The following is a 22,222-nucleotide window of genomic DNA, read 5'->3' on the forward strand; positions in this document are numbered from 1 at the left end:
AGGAGATTACGGATGGGCAGCCGCACCGCACTGGTCGAAGATCTGATGGAGCGATTCCCGCACGTACCGCGGGAAGCCGTCTTCAAGGAGGACCTGCTGCGCGGCGGGGTGGCCTTCGATCCGTCCGCGCTCAGCGACAACGAGGGTGGTGAGGTCAAGCCGAAGTCGTACTTCATCTTCTCCTTCGACCACGGCACCCTGCCCGAGCTCGGCGAGGCCGCGCTGCGGCGGCCGCCGGAGGAGATCATCCTCACGGGCGGTCCGTACGACCTGCGCCGCACCGTCGTCTCCGTGCGCGTGAACCCGTCGTCGCCGTACCGCGTCGCCGCCGACGAGGAGGGCGTGCTCGGCCTCTACCTCGACGGCAAGCGCATCGCCGACGTCGGTGTGCCGCCGATGCCGGAGTACTACAAGCACAAGCTCTCCAACGGGAAGTCCGTCATGGAGGTCGCCCCCACCATCCAGTGGGGCTACCTCATCTACCTGACCGTCTTCCGGGTCTGCCAGTACTTCGGCGCCAAGGAGGAGTGCCAGTACTGCGACATCAACCACAACTGGCGCCAGCACAAGGCCGCCGGGCGCCCGTACACGGGCGTCAAGGACGTCGAGGAGGTCCTCGAAGCCCTGGAGATCATCGACCGGTACGACACCGCGAAGACCTCCACCGCCTACACCCTCACCGGCGGCGCGATCACCAAGACGGTGGCCGGACGCGACGAGGCCGACTTCTACGGCCACTACGCCAAGGCCATCGAGGAGCGCTTCCCGGGCCGCTGGATCGGCAAGGTCGTCGCCCAGGCGCTGCCGCGCGACGACGTGCAGCGCTTCAAGGACTACGGCGTGCAGATCTACCACCCCAACTACGAGGTGTGGGACGAGTACCTCTTCAAGCTCCACTGCCCCGGCAAGGAGCGCTACGTCGGCCGCGACGAGTGGCACAAGCGGATCCTCGACTCGGCGGAGATCTTCGGCGCGCGCAATGTGATCCCCAACTTCGTGGCGGGCGTGGAGATGGCCGAGCCCTTCGGCTTCAAGACCGTCGACGAGGCCATCGCGTCCACCACCGAGGGGCTGCGCTTCTTCATGTCGCAGGGCATCACGCCCCGCTTCACCACCTGGTGCCCCGAGCCGACCACCCCGCTCGGCAAGGCCAACCCGCAGGGCGCGCCGCTGGAGTACCACATCCGGCTGCTGCAGGCCTATCGCCAGACGATGGAGGACTTCGGTCTCTCCTCGCCCCCCGGATACGGCGAGCCCGGGCCCGGCCGCGCCGTCTTCTCCGTGAGCTCGTTCATGGACAGCCTCCCGGCGCAGGAGCCCGCCGAGGTGTAGTCGCGGCGAGAGCCGATGAAGCAGTCAGGGTCCGGATCGAGTCGGCCGGGCCTTTTCTGCGTATGTCTTCACGAGTAACAAGCGCAACAGCGGCAACGAGGTGTGGGCGGGCTCGAACTCCCGGTAACCGGATTTGAATGGTGAGCTTGTCAGTTGTGTGGAAGCCGTGAAAAGCTCGTGCACTGCCGCGAGGTTCCCCACAACTCCGTTGCCAATAAGGTGAGTTGACCTCGCTTTCGATGCAGGAGTCCGATGCCCGACCTGCCGACCCCCCAGGACGCCGCCGAGGCCGCGCTGTTCACCGAGTGCTGGGACGCCGTGCTCTCCTACGCCGACCTCTGCACCGCCGGCTCCACCGCGGCCACCCAGCTGGCCACGGAGGCGTTCGCCCTCGGCATGCGCGAGGCCCGCACCGACGGCGGCGGCACCGCCAGAGGCGTGGGCCGCCGTGCGCCCCGGCTGCCCGTGATCCCCTTGCTGCTGACCGCCGTACGCACCACCGCCACCGCCTGGGAGACCGCCGGCCAGGGTCACCGGCTCGATCCCGACCTGCGCCTGTGGCTCAACTCGGACAAGGCCGCACGCTACACCGGCCCTCCGTTGCAGCGCCCGCTCGCCCTGCGCGGTCTGCGCGACATGCAGGAACACGACGCGGATCTGCTGTGGCTGGTCGAGGTGGAGGCGCTGCCGCTGTCCGTGGTGGCCCGCAGGCTCGGTCTGGACCCGGCCCATCTGCCGGAGGAACTCGCGCAGGTGCGCGGCCTGTTCCGGGACCGCAGTCACCGCAACCACCTCGACACCCCGATGGCCCCGCAGTGCCGCAGCTACGCCCGCCTCCTCGACGCGGTCACCCGCTCGACCGACGCCGACACCCCGGTGGACCTCTCCCGGCACCTCGCCACCTGTGTGCAGTGCGCCGAGGCCGCCGCCTGTCTGCGGCTGCACGGCGGCGGACTGCCAGGGGCGCTCGCGGGCGGCGTGATCGGCTGGGGCGGCCTCGCGTACCTGGAGCGCAGACGCCGGGCCGCGGAGGTACGGCTGGGCGCCGGACGCCCGGAACCGGCCGACGCCGGTCCGCCGAACCCCGGCGCGCACAAGGCGCGTGTCGTGCGCAGCGGACTGCTCGTCACCGCCGTACTGGTCTCGCTGCTGGCCCTCGCCGTCTCGATGATGCCGGCGGGCGGCTCCATGGACGACGGGGCCTCGGTACCCACCGACCGTCAGCCGGTGGCCGATCCCGGCGTCACCGTGCCGTCGCCGTCCGCGACCTCCGGGCCGGCGGCCTCGCCCACACCGTCCGCGGCCGGCAGCACCTCCGCGAGGAAGAACCCCGACCCCGAACCCCAGGGCACCACCTCCTCCGCCGCCCACGACGACGAGAAGCCGAACCCGGCCACGAGCGCGTCGGCCACCTGCGAGGTCCGGTACGAGCTGGTGAACCAGTGGCCCGACGGTTTCCAGGCCACCGTCACCGTCACCACCGACGAGGCCCTCGACGACTGGCGCGTCGCCTGGTCCTTCAAGGACGGCCAGAAGGTCGGCCAGATGTGGGACGCGAGCTACGCCCAGGACGGCTCCCGTGTCACCGCCGACGCCGCGGACTACAACAGGTCCGTGCGCGCGGGCGCCGACCTCGCCTTCGGCTTCCTCGCCTCCTGGCAGGGCACGAACTCCCCGGCGTACGACTTCACGTTGAACGGGCACAGCTGCTCGAAGGCCTGACGGCATCCGTCGGACGCAGCAGCATCGGCACCGTGGCCCGGTCGGGGAGGCACCACCTCGGCTCGGCCGCCGGTGCCGGGCCCGCACTGCCTGCCGGGGCGTGCGGGCCGGCGGTGTCCAGCTCGAACCACACCTCGTTGCCGACGCCGTCCTCGACGCACCCGCTGCCCCACCGGTCGGCGAGCGCGTCGACCAGCAGCAGGCCGCGCCCGTTCTCGCTGTCCGCGTCGGAGCTCTCGACGTGTGTCCGGGGCAGGTCGGGACCCTCGTCCGCGACCGTGCAGCGCAGCCGGCCGGCCGCAACGCAGAGCGTGAGCCGATAGCGGCCCCGGGCGTGCACGACCGCGTTGGTGGCGAGCTCGCTGACCAGCAGTTCGGCGATCTCCGCCTGGTCCTGGAGCCCGTACTCGGCCAGCCAGGTCCGCACGGCCACCCGGGCGAGGCGGACCGAGGACCGCCCGGGCCCCAGGATCGTCGTACAACCACCCCCCAGGGACAGACCGGGCGTACGGACGTCGGGCATGGTCGCTTCCCTTCAACCCTGCGGCTCGACCTCCACCATGCCGTCGGCGAGCCCTGCGGGTCGCGGGGGAAACTACGCGCTTCCGCGCACCGGGTCCGTCGCCCCCGGTCCGTCACCCCGAAGGCGCCAGCGCCGTCTCCATCCGGATCGTCCACCCGTCCTCGGCCGCGCCCCCGGACCTCAGGTCCACGAACTCGCAGAACTGACGGGTCTGCCACAGCCCGTCCTCCGGGCCCGTCTCGGGGCCGGGCGGCCGGAAGCCGAGGAACGGGTCGGTGATACGGCCGTGCGGGGTGCGCAGTTCGCAGACGATCCGTTCCCGGGTCGACCACAGCAGCAGCTGCGCGCTGTCCAGGCCCTGGGCGGCGGCATAGCCGGTTGCCCCGGACACGGCCACCCCGAAACGGTCGGCCCGCTCGCCCGTCATGCCGCGGGCCCTCGCCTGCTCCGCCGCGAACCGGCGGGCGCCGGCCATGTCCCCGGCGAGAGGGACCCCGACGGCTTCCGGCGGCGGTTCGGGCAGCGGGGCGAGGTCCCGGGTCGCGTACTCGGCGGGTTGCGTGAACAGGGGGCTGGGCCGGACGCCGAGCCGGTCCAGCACGGTCGGATGGGTGTGCCGGGCGGCCTCGACGACGTCGGGCGGTGCGATGCGGGTGTCGTACAGACACATCAGGTCGGGCGGGGCTCCGGTGAAGAGCTCGGTGGCCAGGGCCTCGTACCGCTTCCACTCGGTGATCTGACGTGGCGAGCGGCCGTTCCAGAGCGGTTCGCCCGCCATGTGCAGCCGGCCCGTCGGGCCCGCGTGCGTGACGTAGTAGTCGAGGGCGGTGGCCATGCTGTTCGCGGGTGTCCCGCAGTACCAGTCTGCGGAGTTCTGGAGGTCCACGTGCCGGGCGTCGGGGCCGAGCGCCTCGCGCAGCAGGTCCAGCTTGCGCGGGGTGGTGATGGCCACCGGGTCGGGTTCGTCCTCGGCGGCGATGCCGTCCCTGAGGAACGGCACCATCACCGTCAGGAACTCCTCGTCGCAGGAGTGGATGCCGGCGTGATGCTTGAGGGGAGCGGTGGTCCGCTGCTGGTGATCCGTCATGTCCGGTTCCCTTTCGTGCAATGCGTGTCGGATGCGGTCCGGGGATGTCGTCAGGGGCGCGTGGTGCTGCGCGACGCGGTCCACACGGCGACCTGGCTGCGGGAGGTGAAGCCCAACTTGCCGAGGATCCGCTCCACATGGCCCTCCGCCGTCCGTACCGCGACGACCAGCCGGTCGGCGATCTGCTGGTTGGTGAGGCCCTGGCCGAGGAGTTCGGCGACCTCCGCCTCGCGGCGGGTGAGCGGACTGACGGGCACCGGGCGGACGGGTGACCTCCGCTCACCGAGCGCATAGCCCACCGCGTCGTCCAGGGCGAGCTCCAGGCCCTCGCGGTGGGCGTGCCCGAACGCCTCGCCCAGCAGCGCACGGGCGTCTTCCTCGGCCTCGTCACGGACGGGGCCGTGGGACGGGGTGCGGTCCAGGGCGACATGGGCCTCCCGCCAGATCCGCCGGGCCGCGCCCAGCAGGACCGCGGCGGACCGGCCCTCGCCGGCGCGGGCGTGGACCGCGGCGAGCAGTTCCAGCGTGATCCCGATCCCGAACACGTCGCCGACCGCACGCTTGAGCCGCAGACACTCCCGGGCGTGCGTCCTGGCCGACACCTGGTCCCCCTGGGACCACTCGGCGAAGGCGAGGATGCGCAGGAGGTACGAGTGGATCCACTGCTCGCCGTGGACCAGGCAGATCCTGCGGAACTCCGCGCACAGGGCCATGGCCCGCCCGTGCTCGCCCTGGAGGCTGAGGACATGGGCCAGTTCGACGTACTTGAAGCCGACCAGGCTCATCGACTCGCCCTCGCGCGGCGGCTCGGCGAGCGCCTCCTCGTACACCTCGCGGGCCCGCTCGTAGGCGCCGCTGATCAGGAGGGCGCCGCCGCGGCCGAAGAAGGTGTGGGCGGCCTCGGTCCCGTCGCCGAGCCGCAGGGCCAGCTCGTGCGACTCCTCGGCGAGCGGCCCGCCCCGGACCGCGTCGCCCTGGCTGAGCAGCATCAGCGCCAGGCTCCACAGGGCCCGGGCCCGTGCGCGGGCCGTCTCCTGCGCGCCGGCGCCGCTCTCACGCAGCCGGTCGAGGCCGTAGTGCCGGATCGACTCCAGCATCCGGTACCGGGCGTGCACGGTGTCGCCGTCGCGGACCAGGAGCGACTTGTCGACCAGCCCGGCGACGGCGTCCACCGTCGCGTCCCGGTCGAGGCCCGCGCCGGCGCAGACCTCCTCCACGGCGTCCAGGTCGAAGCTTCCGGCGAACACCGAGGCGTGCGCCCACACCGCCCGCTCCTGAGGGGTGCACAGGTCGTGGCTCCAGTCGACGGTCGCCCGCAGGGTGCGGTGCCGGGCCGGGGCGTCCTCGGCGTCGGTCAGCAGCCGATACCGCCGGTCCAGCCGGTCGAGCACCTGCCGGACGCCCAGCGCGCGCATCCGGACCGCGGCCAGCTCGATCGCGAGGGGCAGCCCGTCCAGGCGGTGGCACAGGGCGGCCACAGCCTCCTGGTTGTCCGCCGTGAGCGCGAACCCGGGCAGCACGTCCGCGGCCCGGTCGGCGAACAGGGCCAGCGCCGGATACTCCAGGGCGGGCTTCGGGGGCAACGGTTCGCCCGGTGCGGGCGTGGGCAACGGCTGTACCTCCAGCACGTGTTGTCCGGCCACCCCCAGCGGATGTCTGCTGGTGGCCAGCACCCGCACCCGCGCGGTCCGCGCCAGCAACATCCCGACGAGCTCCGCGCAGGCGTCGGCCAGATGCTCGCAGTTGTCCAGTACGAGGAGCAGATCGCGTTCCCCGAGATGCTCGACGAGGACCTCGACGGGCGAACGTCCCGACACATCACGGATGTTCAGCGCCTCGACCAGAGCGAGCGGCACCAGCGAGGCGTCCCGCACACCGGCCAGCTGGACCAGGTGCAACCCGTCGGCGAACCGCTTCGCCAGGGCGGGCAGGACGTGCAGGGCGAGCCTGGTCTTGCCGACGCCGCCCGGCCCGGTCAGGCTCACCAGCCGGTGGGCGGCCAGCAGCCGCTTGACCTCCGCGACCTCCTGCCGTCGGCCGACGAAGCTCGACGCCCTCAGGCTCCGACCGGTCGTGCCTCGCGTCGCGGATGCTTGCAGAATCGGAACCCGCCTCCGAACGTCGTACGCCCCGTGCGCGCCGGAGATCCGCGGTGGGCGGACGTACGGCGGCCCTACCAAGAACATTAGGAGCAAGGCGCAGGTCAGGCGCCTGTAGTGCGACATTGCCAACTGAAGGCGCTTTCCTGACAGAACGTGCCCATGTCCTGTCGCGCGGCGAAAAAACCCGTGGCGTCCGCGAGCGCACCTCTCTAAGGTGGGGCGTGTTCCGGCGTCGACCGAGCACGCATGAGGAGGTGTTGACCGATGGCTGTCTCTGCGATGAGCCCTGCCCGCATTCAGTTCATCAAGTCCACCTCCGTGGCCGCCGGCTGACCACCTCACTCCTCGCCGGGGCCACCCTGTGAAGGGTCACCCTTGACTTCCACCTCTGTTTTCACCGCGCTCGCTCCCTACGGCTGGGACGACGCATGGGCGGACGAGTTCGCCCCCTACGACGCCGAAGGACTGCTGGCCGGGCGGGTCGTCCGCGTCGACCGCGGGCAGTGCGACGTCGTCACCGCGGACGGTCTCCTGCGGGCGGACACCGCGTTCGTCACGCCCCACGACCCGCTGCGGGTCGTGTGCACCGGGGACTGGGTCGCCGTCGAGCCCGGCGGCAACCCGCGCTACGTCCGCACGTATCTGCCGCGCCGGACCGCCTTCGTGCGCTCCACCTCCTCCAAGCGGTCCGAGGGGCAGATCCTCGCCGCCAACGTCGACCACGCGATCGTCGCCGTGTCCCTCGCCGTCGAGCTCGACCTCGGCCGCATCGAGCGCTTCCTCGCGCTCGCCTGGGAGAGCGGGGCGCAGCCCGTGGTCGTGCTCACCAAGGCCGACCTCGTGCCGGACGCGGTGACGCTCTCGCATCTCGTCCAGGACGTGGAGACCACGGCGCCGGGCGTAACGGTGCTGACGGTCAGCGCCCACGACGGCGACGGGCTCGACGTCCTCGCCGCGGTCGTCTCCGGCGGTACGAGCGTGCTGCTCGGGCAGTCCGGAGCGGGCAAGTCGACCCTTGCGAACGCCCTGGTCGGCGCGGACGTCATGGACGTCCGCGCGGCCCGGGACGTCGACGGCAAGGGGCGTCACACGACGACCACCCGCAACCTCCTCGCCCTCCCGGGCGGCGGTGTGCTGATCGACACCCCGGGGCTGCGCGGTGTCGGCCTCTTCGACGCCGAGAGCGGTGTCGGGCAGGTGTTCTCCGAGATCGCGGAACTGGCCGAGCGGTGCCGCTTCCACGACTGCGCCCATGAGGCGGAGCCGGGGTGTGCGGTGCTCGCCGCGATCGCCTCCGGCGAGCTGGGTGAGCGGCGCCTGGAGAGTTACCGGAAGCTGATCCGGGAGAACCAGCGGATCGTGGCCAAGACCGATGCGCGGGTCCGTGCGGAGCTTCGGAAGGATTGGAAGCGTCGGGGTGCTGAAGGCAAGGCCGCGATGGAGGCGAAGCGGGGGAGGGTGCGGTAGGGCGCCTATTGGGGTGCCTCGCTGTGTCGTCTCGCGGGTGCGGGTGGGCTGTGGCTTGTCGCGCAGTTCCCCGCGCCCCTGACGGGGCGCCCCGAGCGCCGTGTCCGAATCCCGCCAGCCACACTCCCGTCCAGGCCGCACACTGGACTGTGTGATGGACGAAGACAGCAGGTACGAGGCGGTGCGGAGTCGGGACGGGCGGTTTGACGGGGAGTTCTTCTTCGCCGTCGAGACGACCGGGATCTACTGTCGGCCCAGTTGCCCCGCCGTCACGCCGAAGCGGCGCAATGTGCGGTTCTTCGCGACGGCCGCCGCCGCGCAGGGTTCCGGGTTCCGGGCCTGCCGGCGGTGCCGTCCGGACGCCGTGCCGGGGTCGGCGGAGTGGAACGTACGGGCCGATGTCGTGGGGCGTGCGATGCGGCTGATCGGCGACGGCGTCGTCGACCGGGAGGGCGTCGCGGGTCTCGCGGACCGGCTGGGCTACAGCGCCCGGCAGGTCCAGCGGCAGCTCACCGCGGAACTCGGCGCCGGGCCCGTCGCCCTCGCCCGCGCCCAGCGCTCGCACACCGCACGGGTCCTGCTGCAGACCACGGAGCTGCCGGTCACCCAGATCGCGTTCGCCTCCGGGTTCGCCAGCGTGCGGCAGTTCAACGACACGATCCGCACCGTGTACGCGCAGACCCCGAGCCGGCTGCGCGACGCCGCGCCCGCGTCCCGCCGTACGGCCACCCCGGCGGCCGGGGTGCCGCTGCGGCTCGCCTACCGGGGCCCGTACCGGTCCGGCGCCGTCTTCGACCTCCTGGCCGACGAGGCCGTGCCCGGCGTCGAGGAGGTGAGCGGACCGGAGGGGAAGCGCACCTACCGGCGCACGCTGCGGCTGCCGTACGGCACCGGGATCGTCGCCGTCGAGGAGCGGCCCCGCGGCTGGCTCGACGCCCGGCTCCACCTCACCGATCTGCGGGATCTGACGACCGCCGTGCAGCGGCTGCGGCGTCTGTTCGACCTCGACGCCGATCCGTACGCCGTCGACGAACGGCTCGGCGCCGACCCGCGGCTCGCCCCGCTGGTCGCGGCCCGGCCGGGGCTGCGGTCGCCGGGCGCTGCCGACCCGGAGGAGCTGGCGGTACGTGCGCTGGCCGGCCCGGCACAGGCCGCGCGGCTCGTGCAGCGGTACGGCAAGGCGCTCGACGCGCCCTGCGGCAGCCTCACCCACCTCTTCCCCGAACCGGCGGTCCTCGCGGAGGCCGAGCCCGAGGGCCCCCTCGGCGCGCTCACCGCCGCCCTCGCCGACGGCGCCTTCCACCTGGACCCCGGTGCCGACCGCGACGACGCACAGACCGCGCTGCTCGCCCTGCCCGGCATGGACGCCCGTACCGTCGCCGTCGTCCGCACCCGCGCCCTCGGCGACCCCGACGTGGCCCCGCCCGACCTGAACGCCCCCGACACCTGGCGCCCCTGGCGCTCCTACGCCGTACAACACCTGCGCACCGCAGGGGAGCTGGAGACCCGATGACCACGCACTGGACGACTGCGGAGAGCCCTGTCGGCCCGCTTCTCCTCACCGCCGACCCGACCGGTGTGCTGACCTCCCTGTCCGTACCGGACCAGAAGGGCGGCCGCACGGTCCAGGACGGCTGGCTGCACGACCCCGCCCTCTTCCGCGAGGCCGAGGAACAGCTCACGGCGTACTTCGCCGGTGAGCTGAAGGAGTTCCGGCTGGAACTGCGGGCCGAGGGCACGGAGTTCCGCGAGCGGGTCTGGGCCGCCCTGGACGACGTCCCCTACGGCGCCACGACGACATACGGCGAGATCGCCACACGCATCGGGGCGCCCCGGGCCGCGGTTCGAGCGGTCGGCGGCGCGATCGGCGCCAACCCCCTGCTGATCGTCAGGCCGTGCCACCGGGTGATCGGCGCGAACGGTTCACTGACGGGGTACGCGGGCGGCCTGGAGCGTAAGACGAGGCTGCTGGGCCTGGAGGGTGTCCTCCAGGAGCTTCACGACGCCCCTTCCACCCCGTCAAGCCCCCAACTGTGAATCCGCCGAGGATGGATCCGAATGACCTCCTCACTGAAATGCGCCCCCAGCTCATGCGGCCCCACCAGCAGCTCCGCCTCGCCGCGGATGTCGATGCCACGGACGGTCCAGGGCCGCAGGCTGACGATGTCGTCGACGACGAGCGCGACCTTCGGGTTCTTCTGAAGGTTGCGCCACTTCTTGCTGCGCCCCATCTCGTAGCCGCCGACCAGAATCGTCCCGTCGTCCTGGGGGAAGAACCCGACCGGGTTGGCCTGGGGCTGCCCCTGGGGGGACACCGTGGCGAGCCGCCCCAGCCGCTGCGACTTCAGATACGCGCGTTCGGCCTCGCTGAATTCGGTCATGCCGTCATCCGAACACGCCCGTCGCGGCGGGCACATCGGCTTCTCGGCCTAGGGCCGCGGCCCTACGTCATCCCCACAGCACCGCCCCCAGCCACGCCCCCGTGATCAGCAGGCAGGTGAACAGCTCCGCCAGCACGCTGGAGCCGCCCGAGCGCATGACCGTGCGCAGTGCCGCCTTCGCCTCGCCGTGGCGGCCGAGGCGGAGGCGTTCGTGCAGGTAGATGCCGGCCATGAAGCCGGGGATCGCGCCCACCACGGGGACCAGGAAGAAGCCGAGGAACGCGCCGATCCCGGCGTACACGCCCATCCGGGGGGTGGCGCCGCTCGTGCGCAGACGCCGAGGCGGCAGCGCCCAGCGCACCACCTGGGACAGGAACAGCACGACGGTGGCCCCCATCAGCACCCACCACGCGACCGGCCGCGGATCCTTCAGTGCCCACCACAAGACCGCGGCCCACACGAGCCACGACCCCGGCACCCCGGGCACCAGCACTCCGCACAGGCCGAGCAAGAGGACCAGGCCGACCAGCAGGAGGTCCCACACTCCCATGCGTCCAGGGTGCCGGACGGTCGGAGAACCCGCAGGTCAGCCAGGCTCAGCCCCGGTCCTGTCACTCCCGGGCCACCCAGCCCCGCTCGTACGCGTGCCACCCCAGCTGCAACCGGGTCGTCACCCCACTGAGCCCCATCAGCCGCTTCACCCGGCGCTGTACGGTCCTCAGGCCCAGGTCGAGCTGTTTGGCGACGCTCGCGTCGGTCATCCCGGCGAGCAGCAGGGACAGCACCTCCAGATCGGTGCCGTCGGGGCCGTCCGCAGGCTCCTCACTGACGCCCGAGGCGCCGAGGCGCAGCGGCAGCGCGTCCCGCCACACGGACTCGAACAGACCCGACAGCAGCTCCAGCAGACCGCTGGCGTGCACCACCAGCGCGGCGGGTTCGGTGGCGGGTGAGGTCAGCGGTACGAGGGCCTGTGCCCGGTCGGCGACCACCAGCTTCGTCGGCACCTTGTCCACGACCCGGACCTCCTCGTCGCGGCCCAGCGCGGCGGACAGCTCGGTGAGGCCGTGGGGGAGATCCAGGACCGAGCGCTCGACGACCACGCGGTAGCGCACCCCGCGTCCGGCCGCCTGTTCCTCGGCGTCGTTCTCGATGCCGGGGACGACCGTCGGCCTGCCGGTGACCAGCGCGCACACCTCCTCGCTCGCCCCGAGCTGCAGTTGCAGGAAGCGCTGCGCGACCGCGCCCGCGCCGCTGACCACCTCGACCAGGTCGTGCACGGCCGGTTCGGCGGCGGTCGCCCGGTACTCCTCGGCGAGCAGCGCCGCCGCCAGCTCCGCCTTCTCCAACTCGTGCCGCTGCTGGGTGAGCAGCGCACCCAGCGCCACCCCGGGCGGCGCGGCGACCCAACGGCCGGGCCGCGCCGACGACTGCGCCGCGAGCCCGTGCTGCTCCAGGCGGCGCAGGGCACGCTCCGTGTCGTGCTCGCCGAGCGTCAGCCGCCGCGCGAGATCGGGCACGTCGGCCGCGCCCACGGAGACCAGTGCCCGGTACGCGGACTCGTGCCGCTCGTCCAGCCCCAGCACGCCCAGCATCGGCAGCCCCTCCCCAGTGGTGCCGTGGCGGGAATCGGCCACGGCGCAAACCCGCCTCGGCACATCATCCCCGCACCACCCGTCCCTCTGCCAAGGTGGCGCCACCGCAGCATCGACCACCGTCCGCAATGCCCGCCTCGGGCCCCTTCGGCCTGCGCGTTTCGCGTTCGCGGGGATACGGCAACACGGCAGGAGAAGCGATCTTGGCGAGAGCGATACGCCGGACGGCCCTGGGGGCGGCGACCGCCGCCCTCCTGGCCGTCACGACCGCCGCGCCCACGCACGGGGCCGAAAGACCGGGCCCGTCGAGAACACTGACCGGCAGCCGGGCCACCCCCGCCGCCGGTTCCGTCGTCACCCTCGTCACCGGCGACCGGGTCCTCGTCACCGACGGCGGGGCCGTCGCCCTGCCCGGCGAGGACGGCACGACCCCCTTCACCCAGACCCGCCAGTCGGGCGACGACCTGTACGTCTATCCCGAGGGCGCGATCGAGGCGCTGGCCGCGGGCCGCGTCGACGAGGAGCTCTTCAACGTCACCGGCCTGGTCCGGCAGGGCTACGACGACGCGCACAGCGACACGCTGCCGCTGATCGCGACGTACGACCGTGCCGTCACCGCCCGCAGTGTCCCGAGGACCCCGCGCGGCGCCGAACGCGACCTCGTCCTCGACTCGATCGACGGTGTCGCCCTCGACGCGAACAAGAAGAAGGCCGACGACTTCTGGGCCGACGTCAGCCAGGGCCCGGTGAAGAAGCTCTGGCTCGACGCCAAGGTGGAGGCCACCCTCGACCGGTCGACGAAGCAGGTCCACGCTCCCGAGGCCTGGGCCGCCGGTTACGACGGCAAGGGCACCAAGGTCGCCGTCCTGGACACGGGCGTGGACGCCGGCCACCCCGACCTCGAGGGCCGGATCACCGCCTCGCAGAACTTCACCGACTCCGCGGACGCCGACGACCACCAGGGCCACGGCACCCACACCACCTCCACCGTCGGCGGCACGGGCGCGGCGAGCGGCGGCAAGAAGAAGGGAGTCGCACCGGGCGCCGACCTCCTCAACGGCAAGGTCCTGAACGACTACGGCTCCGGCGAGACCTCATGGATCATCGCCGGCATGCAGTGGGCCGTCGACCAGGGCGCCGACGTCGTCTCGATGAGCCTCGGCAACCCGGCGCAGACGGACTGCACCGACCCGATGGCCCAGGCCACGGAGGAACTCGCGCAGGCCAACGAGAACACCCTGTTCGTGATCGCCGCGGGCAACACGGGCCCCGGCAACAACACGGTCTCCTCGCCCGGTTGCGCCCCCAGCGTCCTCACCGTCGGCGCCGTCGACCGCGACGACTCCACCGCGAACTTCTCCAGCCGCGGCCCGGTCCACGGCGCGCACACCCTCAAGCCCGAGATCACCGCGCCGGGCGTCGACATCTCGGCCGCCTCGACGTGAAGGCGGCGACCGACCAGACGGTACTGGGAGCGCCCGCCGTCCAGGCCGGCACCTTCAACTGGCCGCAGGACACGAGCGACCGCACGACGGCCTCGGTGCCCTACACCAACACCACTGACAGGGCGGTGGAGTTGGCGCTGTCGGTGGTGGGAGTCACCGGCAACGACGGCTCCGCCGTCCGCTCCTCCGTCGCCCGCCTCGGGGCCGGGTCCCTCAAGGTCCCGGCGGGGAAGACGGTCGAGGTCCCGCTCCGCATCGACCCGACGGCGACGATCGAGCGCGCCCAGTACGGCGACATCACCGGCCGTGTCCTGGCCACCGCCGACGGCGTCTCCGTCTCCACCCCCTTCGCGCTGTACATCCAGCCGGAGACGGTCACCCTCCGGGTGAAGCTGATCGACCGCCTCGGCGAGCCCGCCACCGGCGCCTCCTCCGTCGACCTGATCGGCACCGACGACGCGAGCGGCGAGCGCCGCTTCAACGACGGCGCGAGCGACCAGACGTACGAGATCCGCCCCGGCAGCTACTTCCTCTCCAGCTTCGTCACGACACCGGAGACCGAGGGCACCCTGCTCGACTCCCTCTCCTATCTGGCCCGTCCGCAGCTGGAGATCCGCGGTGACACGACCGTCGTCCTCGACGCCCGCAAGGCCCACCGGCTGAGCGTCAGGACGGACCGGCCGACCGAACTGCGCGGCGCCACGCTCGGTTTCGCCCGCTCGTGGGACGACACCTGGCTGCACGGCGGCACCGCGGCGGCGGGTCGCTCGGTGCGCGGCTACTACGCCTCCGTCACCGGCAGGGCCACCGACGGCACCTTCGAGTTCGACAGCTTCTGGAGGGCGGCGGCTCCTCAGATCACCGAACTCGCCGTGGTGGGCGGCAAGAAGCTCCACCCGGTCACCGCGTCGACCAGCTCGGCCAACCTCGACGGCACCGGACGGGCGCCGCTCTTCGACGCCAAGTCCGGTACGGAGGCTGAGCTTTCGGGTGCCGAGGGAAAGATCGCGCTCGTGAAGCTGGACGACAGCGGCAGCGCGAACGAGGTCGCGGACCGCGCGAAGGCGGCCGGTGCCGTGGCCGTGCTCGGCTACCGCGAGGCACCGGGCCGCTGGTACCCGTCGGCCGGCTTCATCGGCGGTGCGCTGCCGGTCCTCGGCATCCCGACGGACGAGGCGAAGTCCCTGCTCGCCGCGGGCGAGGTGACACTGCGCTGGACGGCCACGGCGAAGAGCCCGTACGTCTACAACCTCGCCCACCCGGAGACCGGCCAGATCCGGAGCGACCGCACCTACCGGGTGCGGGACCGGGACCTGGCGGCGACCACGGCGACGTACAACTCCATGGCGGGCACCGCCACCGACCACATCGACCTCCAGTCGGTGACCCGCCCGAGCGGACTGACCGGCTACTTCGGCGAGATCGAGACCGTTCCCGCGCCCTTCGAGCGCACCGAGTTCCACACGCCGGGCACCACCGGCTGGGAGCAGGAGGTGTCCAGCAGCTTCCCCTGGGGCGAGTTCATGATCGACCCCGTGCGGACGTACGAGAAGGGGGAGCGGCGGACCGAGGAGTGGTACGGCGGCGTCCTCGCGCCGAGCACCCCGCTCGACGCCAACGGCGACCAGGCCCTCGCCGCCGAACGCCAGGGCAACCTGATCGGTGTCGCGCCCGCCTTCTGGGGCGACGGTCAACACCAGGGCGTCCAGGGCAGCTTCGGTGACATCGGCGGCATGGTGCTGAAGCGGGACGGTGAGACCGTCGGCGACAGCCCCTACCCGTTCGGGGTGTTCGAGGTCCCGGCCGCGCAGTCATCGTACGAACTCACCCTCACCACCACGAAGTTCGGTTCCCCGGCCCGCGTGTGGAAGCGCTCGACGGCCACCTCGACGACCTGGTCCTTCCGCTGCGTCGAGGAAGGGCACCGTGTGGGAGGCGTACGTCGACCACAGCACGGCGACAGGAGAGCAGGTCACACTCAGGGCCGACATGACCGACGCCAACGGCAACTCGGTCAGTCAGACAGTGTCCCGGGCCTACGACGTGCGCTAGCGCGTCAGGGGATCGAAGGCCCGGGTCACCCCGGCGTCGCCGGGCGGTTCTCCCGTGGGGGGTGGAACTGCCCGGCGGCTCCTTTCGTACGGTCGTTCTGTGGATCACCCGCCGTGCGGCGCGCCGCCGATTTTTCCGGATGCCCCGTATTCATCCGGCCCGCACGGTGGACAATTAGGGGCATGAGCCAGCAGGGGGGAAGGCCCACCGGTCACGAGGACGACTGGTGGGGTCAGCTGTACGACGACACCGAGGACGCGGGCCCGGCCGCCGCGCCCGACTCGCTGGACGACAGGTTCGCCTCGGCAGCGGGGACGGTGAACACGGGCACGGGGGTTCCGGCGCCGAGGGCGGGCGAGGAGGACACCCCACCGACGAGTTCCCGAGCCCCATGGGAACCGACACGGGCGACGACAGGCCCGACGGGCTTCGCGGCGGGCGGCGCTCCGCCGAGGCCCGGGAGCGACCCGCCCGCACCGCCCGCCGACACCGCAGCCGCGGAGCCCGCGGACAGTCGTGCCGCCGGGACGGCTCCCGACCCCGAGCAGGGCGGCACCCCGCAAGCGCGGGCGGGCGACACCCACCCGCCTGCCGAAACACCGGTCGACGCGGCACCCCCGCCCACAGAAACGCCCCCGGAACCATCACCCACCCGCACCCCCACCCGAGTCGACCTCCCCACGCTCCCTCCCGGCCCCCTGGGCTTCGTGGGCTCCGGGCCGCCCACCTACGACGCCGAACCCACCGCCCTCCCGCCCGCGGACCCCGACGACCTGGACGACCTGGTCGCCGACACCGTCCTCGACGGCGCCCACTACGGCTCCTGCGTCCTGCGTGCCGCCTCCGTGCGGGGCGACTCCGCCCGCTTCCGTGGCGAACCCCGCCGGGACTCCCTCCTCACCGCCCGCTTCGGCACCGGCGAGCACGCCCTGGTCCTCGTGGCGATGGCCACCGGCGCCCGCGCGACCCCCGGCGCCCACCGGGCCGCAGCCGAGGCCTGCCACTGGATCGGCAGGGCCGTCGGACGCAGCCACGCACGCCTCGCCGAGGACCTCCGCGCCGCCCGCCGCGGCGACCTGAAGTCGGGGCTGCACCGGCTCACCGACCGCAGCCTCGGCAAACTCCGCGCCAGCGCCACCGAGCAGGGCATCGACCCGGAGGAGTACACCGCCACCCTGCGCTGCCTGCTCCTGCCGGCCGACACGGACTGCCGTACCCGCGTCTTCTTCGGCGTCGGCGAGGGCGGACTGTTCCGCCTCAGGGAGGGCGAGTGGCAGGACATCGAGCCGCGCGCCCTGGACGTCACCGGCGAACCGGTGGTCGGCTTCGGCTCGCTGCCCGCCGAGACCCCCGAGGGCGACCGCCTCACCATGGACCTCGGCATCCCCACCCCGCCGAGCCCGTACGAGGCCGCCCCCGAGCCGCCCCGCGAACCCTTCCGCTTCCGCGCCTCGGTAGCCCGCCCGGGTGACACGCTGCTGATGTGCAGCGGCGGCCTCGCGGAGCCCCTGCGCGGCGAACCGGAGCTGTGCGAGTACCTCACGGGCCGCTGGTCCGGCCCCATCCCACCGGGCCTCGCCGCCTTCCTCGCGGACACCCAGGTGCGGGTCAAGGGCTACGCGGACGACCGTACGGCCGCCGCCGTGTGGGAGGCATAACGGCGGGGGTTGTGGATTGATGGATCCATGGCCAAGCAGAACGTCGCCGAACAGTTCGTCGACATCCTCGTCCGCGCCGGAGCCGAACGCCCCTGGCTACGTTCTGTGCTTGCTCAACTGCGTATCGCGGTAAGCTGATTGTTGTTGGGCGAAGGGTGACTCCGGAAGCTCCAAGCCGCCGGGACGGACACGGCCCGGCAGTCGCCGCCGGGCGGAGACGCTAAGCGCCTGTGGAGGCCTGGTAAGACCGAGGCAAACCTCGGCTCGGGCTGGTGAAGCAGGAACCCACCGAGGCCTCTCCGGGGGCGGTAGGAATCGTCGTCATCTCGGCGGCGCGGACGCCAATTCCAGAAGACCCACCCGGGCTGACGTACTGCGGACAGCAGGATGATCTCCGAGGCACCCGGCAGGTGCCATGTAGGGGCCGACCGTTCAGGCAAGCGGTCGGCCCCGAAGTCGTCTCCCTCCCTGGTGACATCGCCGACGACCCCGCCCCGGCGACACCGAGATCGACCGGCTCGTCGAGATGATCGACGCGGCCGACAAGGTCACCCTGTTCTGCGGCAGCGGCACCGCGGGCGCGCACACCGAGGTCATGGAGTTCGCGGAGAAGATCAAGTCCCCGGTGGGGCACGCGCTGCGGGGCAAGGAGCACATCCAGTACGACAATCCGTACGACGTCGGCATGAGCGTACTGCTCGGCTACGGCGCCGCCTGCGAGGCCACCCACGAGTGCGATCTGCTGATCCTCCTCGGCACCGACTTCCCGTACAACGCGTTCCTCCCCGACGACGTCAAGATCGCCCAGGTCGACGTCCGCCCGGAGCACTTGGGCCGCCGCTCCAAGCTCGACCTCGCCGTGTGGGGCGATGTGAAGGAGACACTGCGCTGTCTCACCCCACGGGTGCGGGCCAAGCAGAACCGCAAGTTCCTCGACAGGATGCTCAAGAAGCACGCCGACGCGCTGGAAGGCGTCGTCAAGGCGTACACCCGCAAGGTCGACAAGCACGTCCCGATCCACCCCGAGTACGTGGCGCCTGCCCTCCTACGGGACCACCAACAAGAACCCCGACTTCGCCGCCGTGGCCCGCGCCTGCGGTGCCCACGGTGTCCGGGTCGAGAAGCCCAAGCAGCTGGCCGGCGCCCTCAAGGACGCCTTCAGACACAAGGGGCCCGCCCTCGTCGACGTCGTCACCGACCCCAACGCCCTGTCCATCCCGCCGAAGATCAGCACCGAGATGGTGACGGGGTTCGCCCTGTCCGCCTCGAAGATCGTGCTCGACGGCGGCGTGGGGCGGATGCTGCAGATGGCGCGGTCCAACCTCCGTAACGTGCCGCGGCCCTAGGACACGTACGGCACCCACTGGCGGTTGGAGGTGTCGTACGAGTAGCGCGGCAGCCCCTTGATGGCACTCGTGCGGAACGGGCTGCCGTGGTCGTCGATACGGACGGTGCCGGTGCGGCCCTGCGAGGACCAGTCCAGTTCGAGATACCAACTGCAGTCGCAGGCCGCGGTCTTCGCGGTGACCAGCAGCACCTCCGGATCCTCCGCGGAGACGCGGTAGGGCAGCTGGATCGCGGGGATGGGGCCCTCGGGGTCACCGCCGGGTTCCGAGTGGGCGACGGGACGGTCGGCGTCCAGGTCGACCGAGAAGAACCGGGGGGTGAGGGCTCCGCCGCAGCCGTTGTCCATGGCATAGGAATTGCCCTCGAACGGGGCCGCACGTCCGACGACGCGGACACGGAGGGCTTCGAGCACCACCGCCGTGGAGTTCCGGCCCTGCACCGAGATCCGCACGTTGGTGTCACGGCCGTGCAGGGCGTCCTGCGCCGCCGCCCAGACCGCGGCGTCCTGGGCGGTCGGGGGCGGCGGGACCTGCGCGGGCGGCGCGGCGAGCACGTAGTCGTGGCCGCAGCCCTGGTTCCAGGCATGGGAGTTGACGGTCCAGGTCAGGGGCACGGCGGCGCCCGGGCCCGCCCCGCCCGTGGGGCTGTCGCCGGTGACCGAGCCGGACGGGGAGGGGGTACGCCCGCCGGGGGAGGCGGGCGGCGAGGTCCGGTCCGGCGAAGGCGAGGCGCTGCCCTTCGGCTTCTTCGACGTGCCGGGGCCCGGGGACTCGGGAGCGGCCGAGCTCGTACGGCCGGGATCGGTGGGGCGTACGGCATCGGCGGACGGGGAGCGGTCGTTCGACAGGGCGGACAGGCCGACGAGGGTGGCGGCGGACGCGACGGCGACGGCCGTCGTCACCAGGATCCGCCGACGGCGGTACCAGGGGAGTGGGGCGGGAGGGGCGCCCAGGTTCGTGACCGTCTCGGCCTCCGGCACCGGCTCCGGCTCGGCCTGCGGCTGGGCTTCCGGTACCGATTCGGGCTCGGGAGCGGGTCCAGGATCAGGAGCGGGCTCGGGAGTGGGCTCAGGGTCAGGAGCGGGCCCGGCCTCCGCCACCGGTGTCCGCGGCCGCTGCCGTGCCGCCACCGCCGGCAGCCACAGCCGGTGCAGCTCCAGCCGTTCCTCCGCCGTTGCCCCGCACAACGCGGCGAAGCGCTCCACGGGGGCGAAGTCGAGAGGGACCGCGTCACCCGCGCAGTAGCGGTGCAGCGTCGAGGTGTTCATGTGCAGACGCCGGGCCAGCTGGCCGTAGCTGCGGTCCGTACGTTCCTTCAGCCGCGTGAGCAGTGCCGCGAATTCCGCGACCTCGTTCACGCCGTCCCGTTCCGACAACGTTCCCCCTGTGTCTCCCGGACCGGTGCCCCCATCCCAGGCACCCCATATACCTGCACGTCAGACGGGCTGGGATGGTTCCACCGTGGCGGATCGGGCGCCGGCTGTTGCGCAGGCCGCCTGTGACGGCTGATGCTTTTGGTGTCGCACCGACCGGGCCGGACCGACCATCCGCCGTCGGCGGCATTCCACATCCAAGCACTCACTCGTACACGGGGGACCACCCATGCCCAAGCGCACCCGAGCCGGCGCCCTGTTCGCCGTCGCCGTCACGGGCCTCGCCCTCGGTGCGACGCTCGCCGCACCGGCGGACGCCGCACCGCAGACCGCGCCGAAATTCCTGTCGGCGGCCGAACTGCCGCCGCACCCCTCATCCGCCTGGAAGGCAGGCAAGGTCACCGACGGCGTCCCGGACGAACTTCTGAGCTGTCTGCGGGAGACGATGCCCGGCTACGACTCCCGGTACCGCTCGTTCACCACCGAGCTGGAGACCAACGCCCAGCAGCTCACGATCGTCGTCGGCAGCACCGCCAAGGCCAAGGCACTCGCCGACCGTCTGAACAAGGACATGCGCGACTGTGCCACGCGCATCGAGCAGGCCGACCCGGAGATCGACGCCACGTACAAGAACTACGGCACGCTGCCGGTGGAGGAGGGCGCCCGCGTCCACGGTCTGCACACCGAGGCCTCCTGGGGCGCCACCGACATCCACCTGCTGTCGGTCGGCCGGGACGGGCGGACCGTCACCGTCGTGCAGTGGGGGCAGATGGGCGACTTCGACAACGCACCGGTGAAGGCGTTCAAGAAGACGACCACCACGGCGGTCAACAAGCTCTACTGAGCCCGGCCCTCGTGTGAGACCAACCGAAGAAGCGGAGCCGCCCTCCTGCGACGGGGGTACGGGAGGGCGGCTCCCGCTGTGTGACATCAGGTGCGGAGGCGGCGAGTTCAGGCCAGTTTCCACGGCGGGCAAAGGACCGCTCCGCCCAGGGCGTCCAGGAACAGCCGTCCCATGGCTTCGCCGGCTACGACCGGATCGGCAGCCCGCACTGGACGGTGGGTGCGAGGCCCTGCGGTCACCACGTCGCCTCAGTGCGCGGACCCGGAGCCGGGATCGGACCACCGGGTCGGCCGCAGCCCGCGAGGGCGGATGCACCGGCTCGCCTCCGCCAACCGGCACACCATGATCGGCGGGCGTACGCCTCCCCGGGGACGCCTGTGAGTGCGCGGACCGCTGTGCGCAGGAGAGGACCGGGGCGGCGCAGGTCTTGAGCCCCTTCGTGGCCACCAACCGGAACCTCCGCGTCGACCAGCGGTTTCCCCGTACTTCGCGGAGGGTGCGTCTGTCGGGCGCCGAGCGGCACATGCCACCCGCCGGAACCACCGGCACGCCCACCCCGCACCGGCCGCGCCGTACGAGCGGCCCCACCGCGCACTCCCGTCCCACCATCCTCGGCGCCCGCCGCCCCGCGCGCCCTTGCCCGTGGCACGGCAGCCCCTGCTCCGGCGCGGCCCAACCGTGGCCGAACACCTGGTCGTTGATGATTCGACATGACTGGCGCGTGCCCGACGGGGCATGGATCCCGTGAACGTGTTCGAGCAGGAGGGGAACCGACATCGGCACGCGGGCGGGGGTCATGAAAAGGCAGGCGCGAGGAGGCGGTCCCATGGCGATCGGGGCCTTCTCGGCACAGACAGTGGAGGACGTGGCCGCGGGCGCCGGGAATCAGGCGCAGGCGTCTCAGCTCAGGCGCAGACTCGGGAAGGCGGACCTGCGGGCGGTGCCCGAAGTCCGCAGGGCGCTCCGGGAGTTGTTACGACAATGGGGGAGGCCGGGGCGATCGGACATAGCGGAACTGCTCACCAGTGAGCTCGTGACCAACGCGCTCATCCACACCGACCACGACGCGGTTCTGACGGCCACCGTCGGACCCGGTGGACTCAGGGTCGAGGTACGGGACTTCGTGGCCCGCCGGCCCAGACTGCGCGTACCGAACGCCGACGACGGTATGCACGGCCGGGGCCTGGTGCTCGTCCAGTCCCTCGCGGACGCGTGGGGTGTGCGGGCGCACGGGGTGGGCAAGGTGGTGTGGTTCGAACTCGACGCCGGGACCGCATGACATCGCAGCCGGATGACGC

15 protein-coding genes and 2 pseudogenes are annotated in these 22,222 nt (G+C 72.2%); 10 read left to right on the forward strand and 7 right to left on the reverse strand.

Annotated features, from left to right (window positions below; translation table 11 throughout):
- The first annotated feature begins 12 nt into the window (after positions 1–12).
- Positions 13–1,332 carry a radical SAM protein gene (locus OHU89_RS38100; protein WP_266886499.1) on the forward strand — a complete coding sequence of 440 codons (1,320 nt, stop codon included), beginning with the start codon at positions 13–15 and terminating at the stop codon, positions 1,330–1,332.
- Positions 1,333–1,584: 252 nt separating this feature from the next.
- The gene (locus OHU89_RS38105) at positions 1,585–3,054 is read left to right on the forward strand and encodes a cellulose binding domain-containing protein (protein ID WP_405649502.1); all 1,470 of its coding nucleotides are present in this window, start codon (positions 1,585–1,587) and stop codon (positions 3,052–3,054) included.
- On the opposite strand, the gene OHU89_RS38110 is transcribed toward OHU89_RS38105, so the two are convergent.
- The 3 genes from OHU89_RS38110 to OHU89_RS38120 all read right to left on the reverse strand — a co-directional run bounded on the left by OHU89_RS38110 (position 3,020) and on the right by OHU89_RS38120 (position 6,850).
- The gene (locus OHU89_RS38110; protein WP_405649503.1) at positions 3,020–3,577 is read right to left on the reverse strand and encodes an ATP-binding protein; all 558 of its coding nucleotides are present in this window, start codon (positions 3,575–3,577) and stop codon (positions 3,020–3,022) included. The genes OHU89_RS38105 and OHU89_RS38110 overlap by 35 nt on opposite strands.
- 112 nt (positions 3,578–3,689) lie before the next feature.
- Positions 3,690–4,664, reverse strand: a complete 975-nt coding sequence (locus tag OHU89_RS38115) for an anti-sigma factor RsbA family regulatory protein (RefSeq protein WP_405649504.1) — start codon at positions 4,662–4,664, stop codon at positions 3,690–3,692.
- A 50-nt stretch (positions 4,665–4,714) separates the two neighbouring features.
- Positions 4,715–6,850: an ATP-binding protein gene (locus OHU89_RS38120; protein WP_405649505.1), complete on the reverse strand. Its 2,136-nt coding sequence runs from the start codon at positions 6,848–6,850 to the stop codon at positions 4,715–4,717.
- 291 nt (positions 6,851–7,141) lie between these two features.
- On the opposite strand from OHU89_RS38120, the gene rsgA reads away from it, so the two are divergent.
- From rsgA to OHU89_RS38135, 3 genes are all read left to right on the forward strand, one after another.
- The gene (gene rsgA, locus OHU89_RS38125) at positions 7,142–8,233 is read left to right on the forward strand and encodes a ribosome small subunit-dependent GTPase A (RefSeq protein ID WP_405649506.1); all 1,092 of its coding nucleotides are present in this window, start codon (positions 7,142–7,144) and stop codon (positions 8,231–8,233) included.
- A 154-nt stretch (positions 8,234–8,387) separates the two neighbouring features.
- Complete coding sequence (locus OHU89_RS38130) at positions 8,388–9,746, forward strand: DNA-3-methyladenine glycosylase 2 family protein (RefSeq protein WP_405654817.1); 1,359 nt, start codon at positions 8,388–8,390, stop codon at positions 9,744–9,746.
- Complete coding sequence (locus OHU89_RS38135) at positions 9,743–10,270, forward strand: methylated-DNA--[protein]-cysteine S-methyltransferase (protein WP_405649507.1); 528 nt, start codon at positions 9,743–9,745, stop codon at positions 10,268–10,270. Before OHU89_RS38130 ends, OHU89_RS38135 begins: the two co-directional genes overlap by 4 nt.
- On the opposite strand, the gene OHU89_RS38140 is transcribed toward OHU89_RS38135, so the two are convergent.
- The 3 genes from OHU89_RS38140 to OHU89_RS38150 all read right to left on the reverse strand — a co-directional run bounded on the left by OHU89_RS38140 (position 10,231) and on the right by OHU89_RS38150 (position 12,206).
- Complete coding sequence (locus OHU89_RS38140; RefSeq protein WP_405649508.1) at positions 10,231–10,614, reverse strand: PPOX class F420-dependent oxidoreductase; 384 nt, start codon at positions 10,612–10,614, stop codon at positions 10,231–10,233. The two genes, OHU89_RS38135 and OHU89_RS38140, sit on opposite strands and share 40 nt — an antisense overlap.
- A gap of 67 nt (positions 10,615–10,681) precedes the next feature.
- A complete protein-coding gene (locus OHU89_RS38145) occupies positions 10,682–11,164 on the reverse strand; it encodes a DUF456 domain-containing protein (RefSeq protein WP_405649509.1) in 483 nt (160 codons plus the stop codon).
- A 61-nt stretch (positions 11,165–11,225) separates the two neighbouring features.
- Entirely contained in the window at positions 11,226–12,206 is a 981-nt protein-coding gene (locus OHU89_RS38150; protein WP_266886479.1) for a LuxR family transcriptional regulator, read from the reverse strand.
- Between the two features lie 203 nt (positions 12,207–12,409).
- Here OHU89_RS38150 and OHU89_RS38155 point away from each other — a divergent pair.
- From OHU89_RS38155 to OHU89_RS38165, 3 genes and pseudogenes are all read left to right on the forward strand, one after another.
- Positions 12,410–15,703 (forward strand): annotated as a pseudogene (locus tag OHU89_RS38155) (S8 family serine peptidase).
- Between the two features lie 182 nt (positions 15,704–15,885).
- The gene (locus OHU89_RS38160; RefSeq protein WP_405649510.1) at positions 15,886–17,361 is read left to right on the forward strand and encodes a protein phosphatase 2C domain-containing protein; all 1,476 of its coding nucleotides are present in this window, start codon (positions 15,886–15,888) and stop codon (positions 17,359–17,361) included.
- Positions 17,362–17,388: 27 nt separating this feature from the next.
- A pseudogene (locus OHU89_RS38165) lies at positions 17,389–18,707 on the forward strand (thiamine pyrophosphate-dependent enzyme).
- Here the strand turns inward: OHU89_RS38165 and OHU89_RS38170 are convergent.
- Entirely contained in the window at positions 18,704–20,083 is a 1,380-nt protein-coding gene (locus OHU89_RS38170) for a helix-turn-helix domain-containing protein (RefSeq protein ID WP_405649511.1), read from the reverse strand. The pseudogene OHU89_RS38165 and the gene OHU89_RS38170 sit on opposite strands and share 4 nt — an antisense overlap.
- Before the next feature lie 226 nt (positions 20,084–20,309).
- On the opposite strand from OHU89_RS38170, the gene OHU89_RS38175 reads away from it, so the two are divergent.
- Both OHU89_RS38175 and OHU89_RS38180 read left to right on the forward strand, forming a co-directional pair.
- A complete protein-coding gene (locus OHU89_RS38175; RefSeq protein ID WP_405649512.1) occupies positions 20,310–20,924 on the forward strand; it encodes a hypothetical protein in 615 nt (204 codons plus the stop codon).
- An 826-nt stretch (positions 20,925–21,750) separates the two neighbouring features.
- The gene (locus tag OHU89_RS38180; protein WP_405649513.1) at positions 21,751–22,203 is read left to right on the forward strand and encodes an ATP-binding protein; all 453 of its coding nucleotides are present in this window, start codon (positions 21,751–21,753) and stop codon (positions 22,201–22,203) included.
- The last annotated feature ends 19 nt before the right edge of the window (positions 22,204–22,222 follow it).

Source organism: Streptomyces sp. NBC_00019, from assembly GCF_045041015.1.
GTDB lineage: Bacteria > Actinomycetota > Actinomycetes > Streptomycetales > Streptomycetaceae > Streptomyces.

Coding starts and splice junctions, on each gene's coding strand:
- OHU89_RS38100 (WP_266886499.1), top strand. CDS start 13: ATGGGCAGCCGCACCGCACTGGTCGAAGATCTGATGGAGCGATTCCCG.
- OHU89_RS38105 (WP_405649502.1), top strand. CDS start 1,585: ATGCCCGACCTGCCGACCCCCCAGGACGCCGCCGAGGCCGCGCTGTTC.
- OHU89_RS38110 (WP_405649503.1), bottom strand. CDS start 3,577: ATGCCCGACGTCCGTACGCCCGGTCTGTCCCTGGGGGGTGGTTGTACG.
- OHU89_RS38115 (WP_405649504.1), bottom strand. CDS start 4,664: ATGACGGATCACCAGCAGCGGACCACCGCTCCCCTCAAGCATCACGCC.
- OHU89_RS38120 (WP_405649505.1), bottom strand. CDS start 6,850: ATGTTCTTGGTAGGGCCGCCGTACGTCCGCCCACCGCGGATCTCCGGC.
- OHU89_RS38130 (WP_405654817.1), top strand. CDS start 8,388: ATGGACGAAGACAGCAGGTACGAGGCGGTGCGGAGTCGGGACGGGCGG.
- OHU89_RS38135 (WP_405649507.1), top strand. CDS start 9,743: ATGACCACGCACTGGACGACTGCGGAGAGCCCTGTCGGCCCGCTTCTC.
- OHU89_RS38140 (WP_405649508.1), bottom strand. CDS start 10,614: ATGACCGAATTCAGCGAGGCCGAACGCGCGTATCTGAAGTCGCAGCGG.
- OHU89_RS38145 (WP_405649509.1), bottom strand. CDS start 11,164: ATGGGAGTGTGGGACCTCCTGCTGGTCGGCCTGGTCCTCTTGCTCGGC.
- OHU89_RS38150 (WP_266886479.1), bottom strand. CDS start 12,206: ATGCTGGGCGTGCTGGGGCTGGACGAGCGGCACGAGTCCGCGTACCGG.
- OHU89_RS38160 (WP_405649510.1), top strand. CDS start 15,886: ATGAGCCAGCAGGGGGGAAGGCCCACCGGTCACGAGGACGACTGGTGG.
- OHU89_RS38175 (WP_405649512.1), top strand. CDS start 20,310: ATGCCCAAGCGCACCCGAGCCGGCGCCCTGTTCGCCGTCGCCGTCACG.
- OHU89_RS38180 (WP_405649513.1), top strand. CDS start 21,751: ATGGCGATCGGGGCCTTCTCGGCACAGACAGTGGAGGACGTGGCCGCG.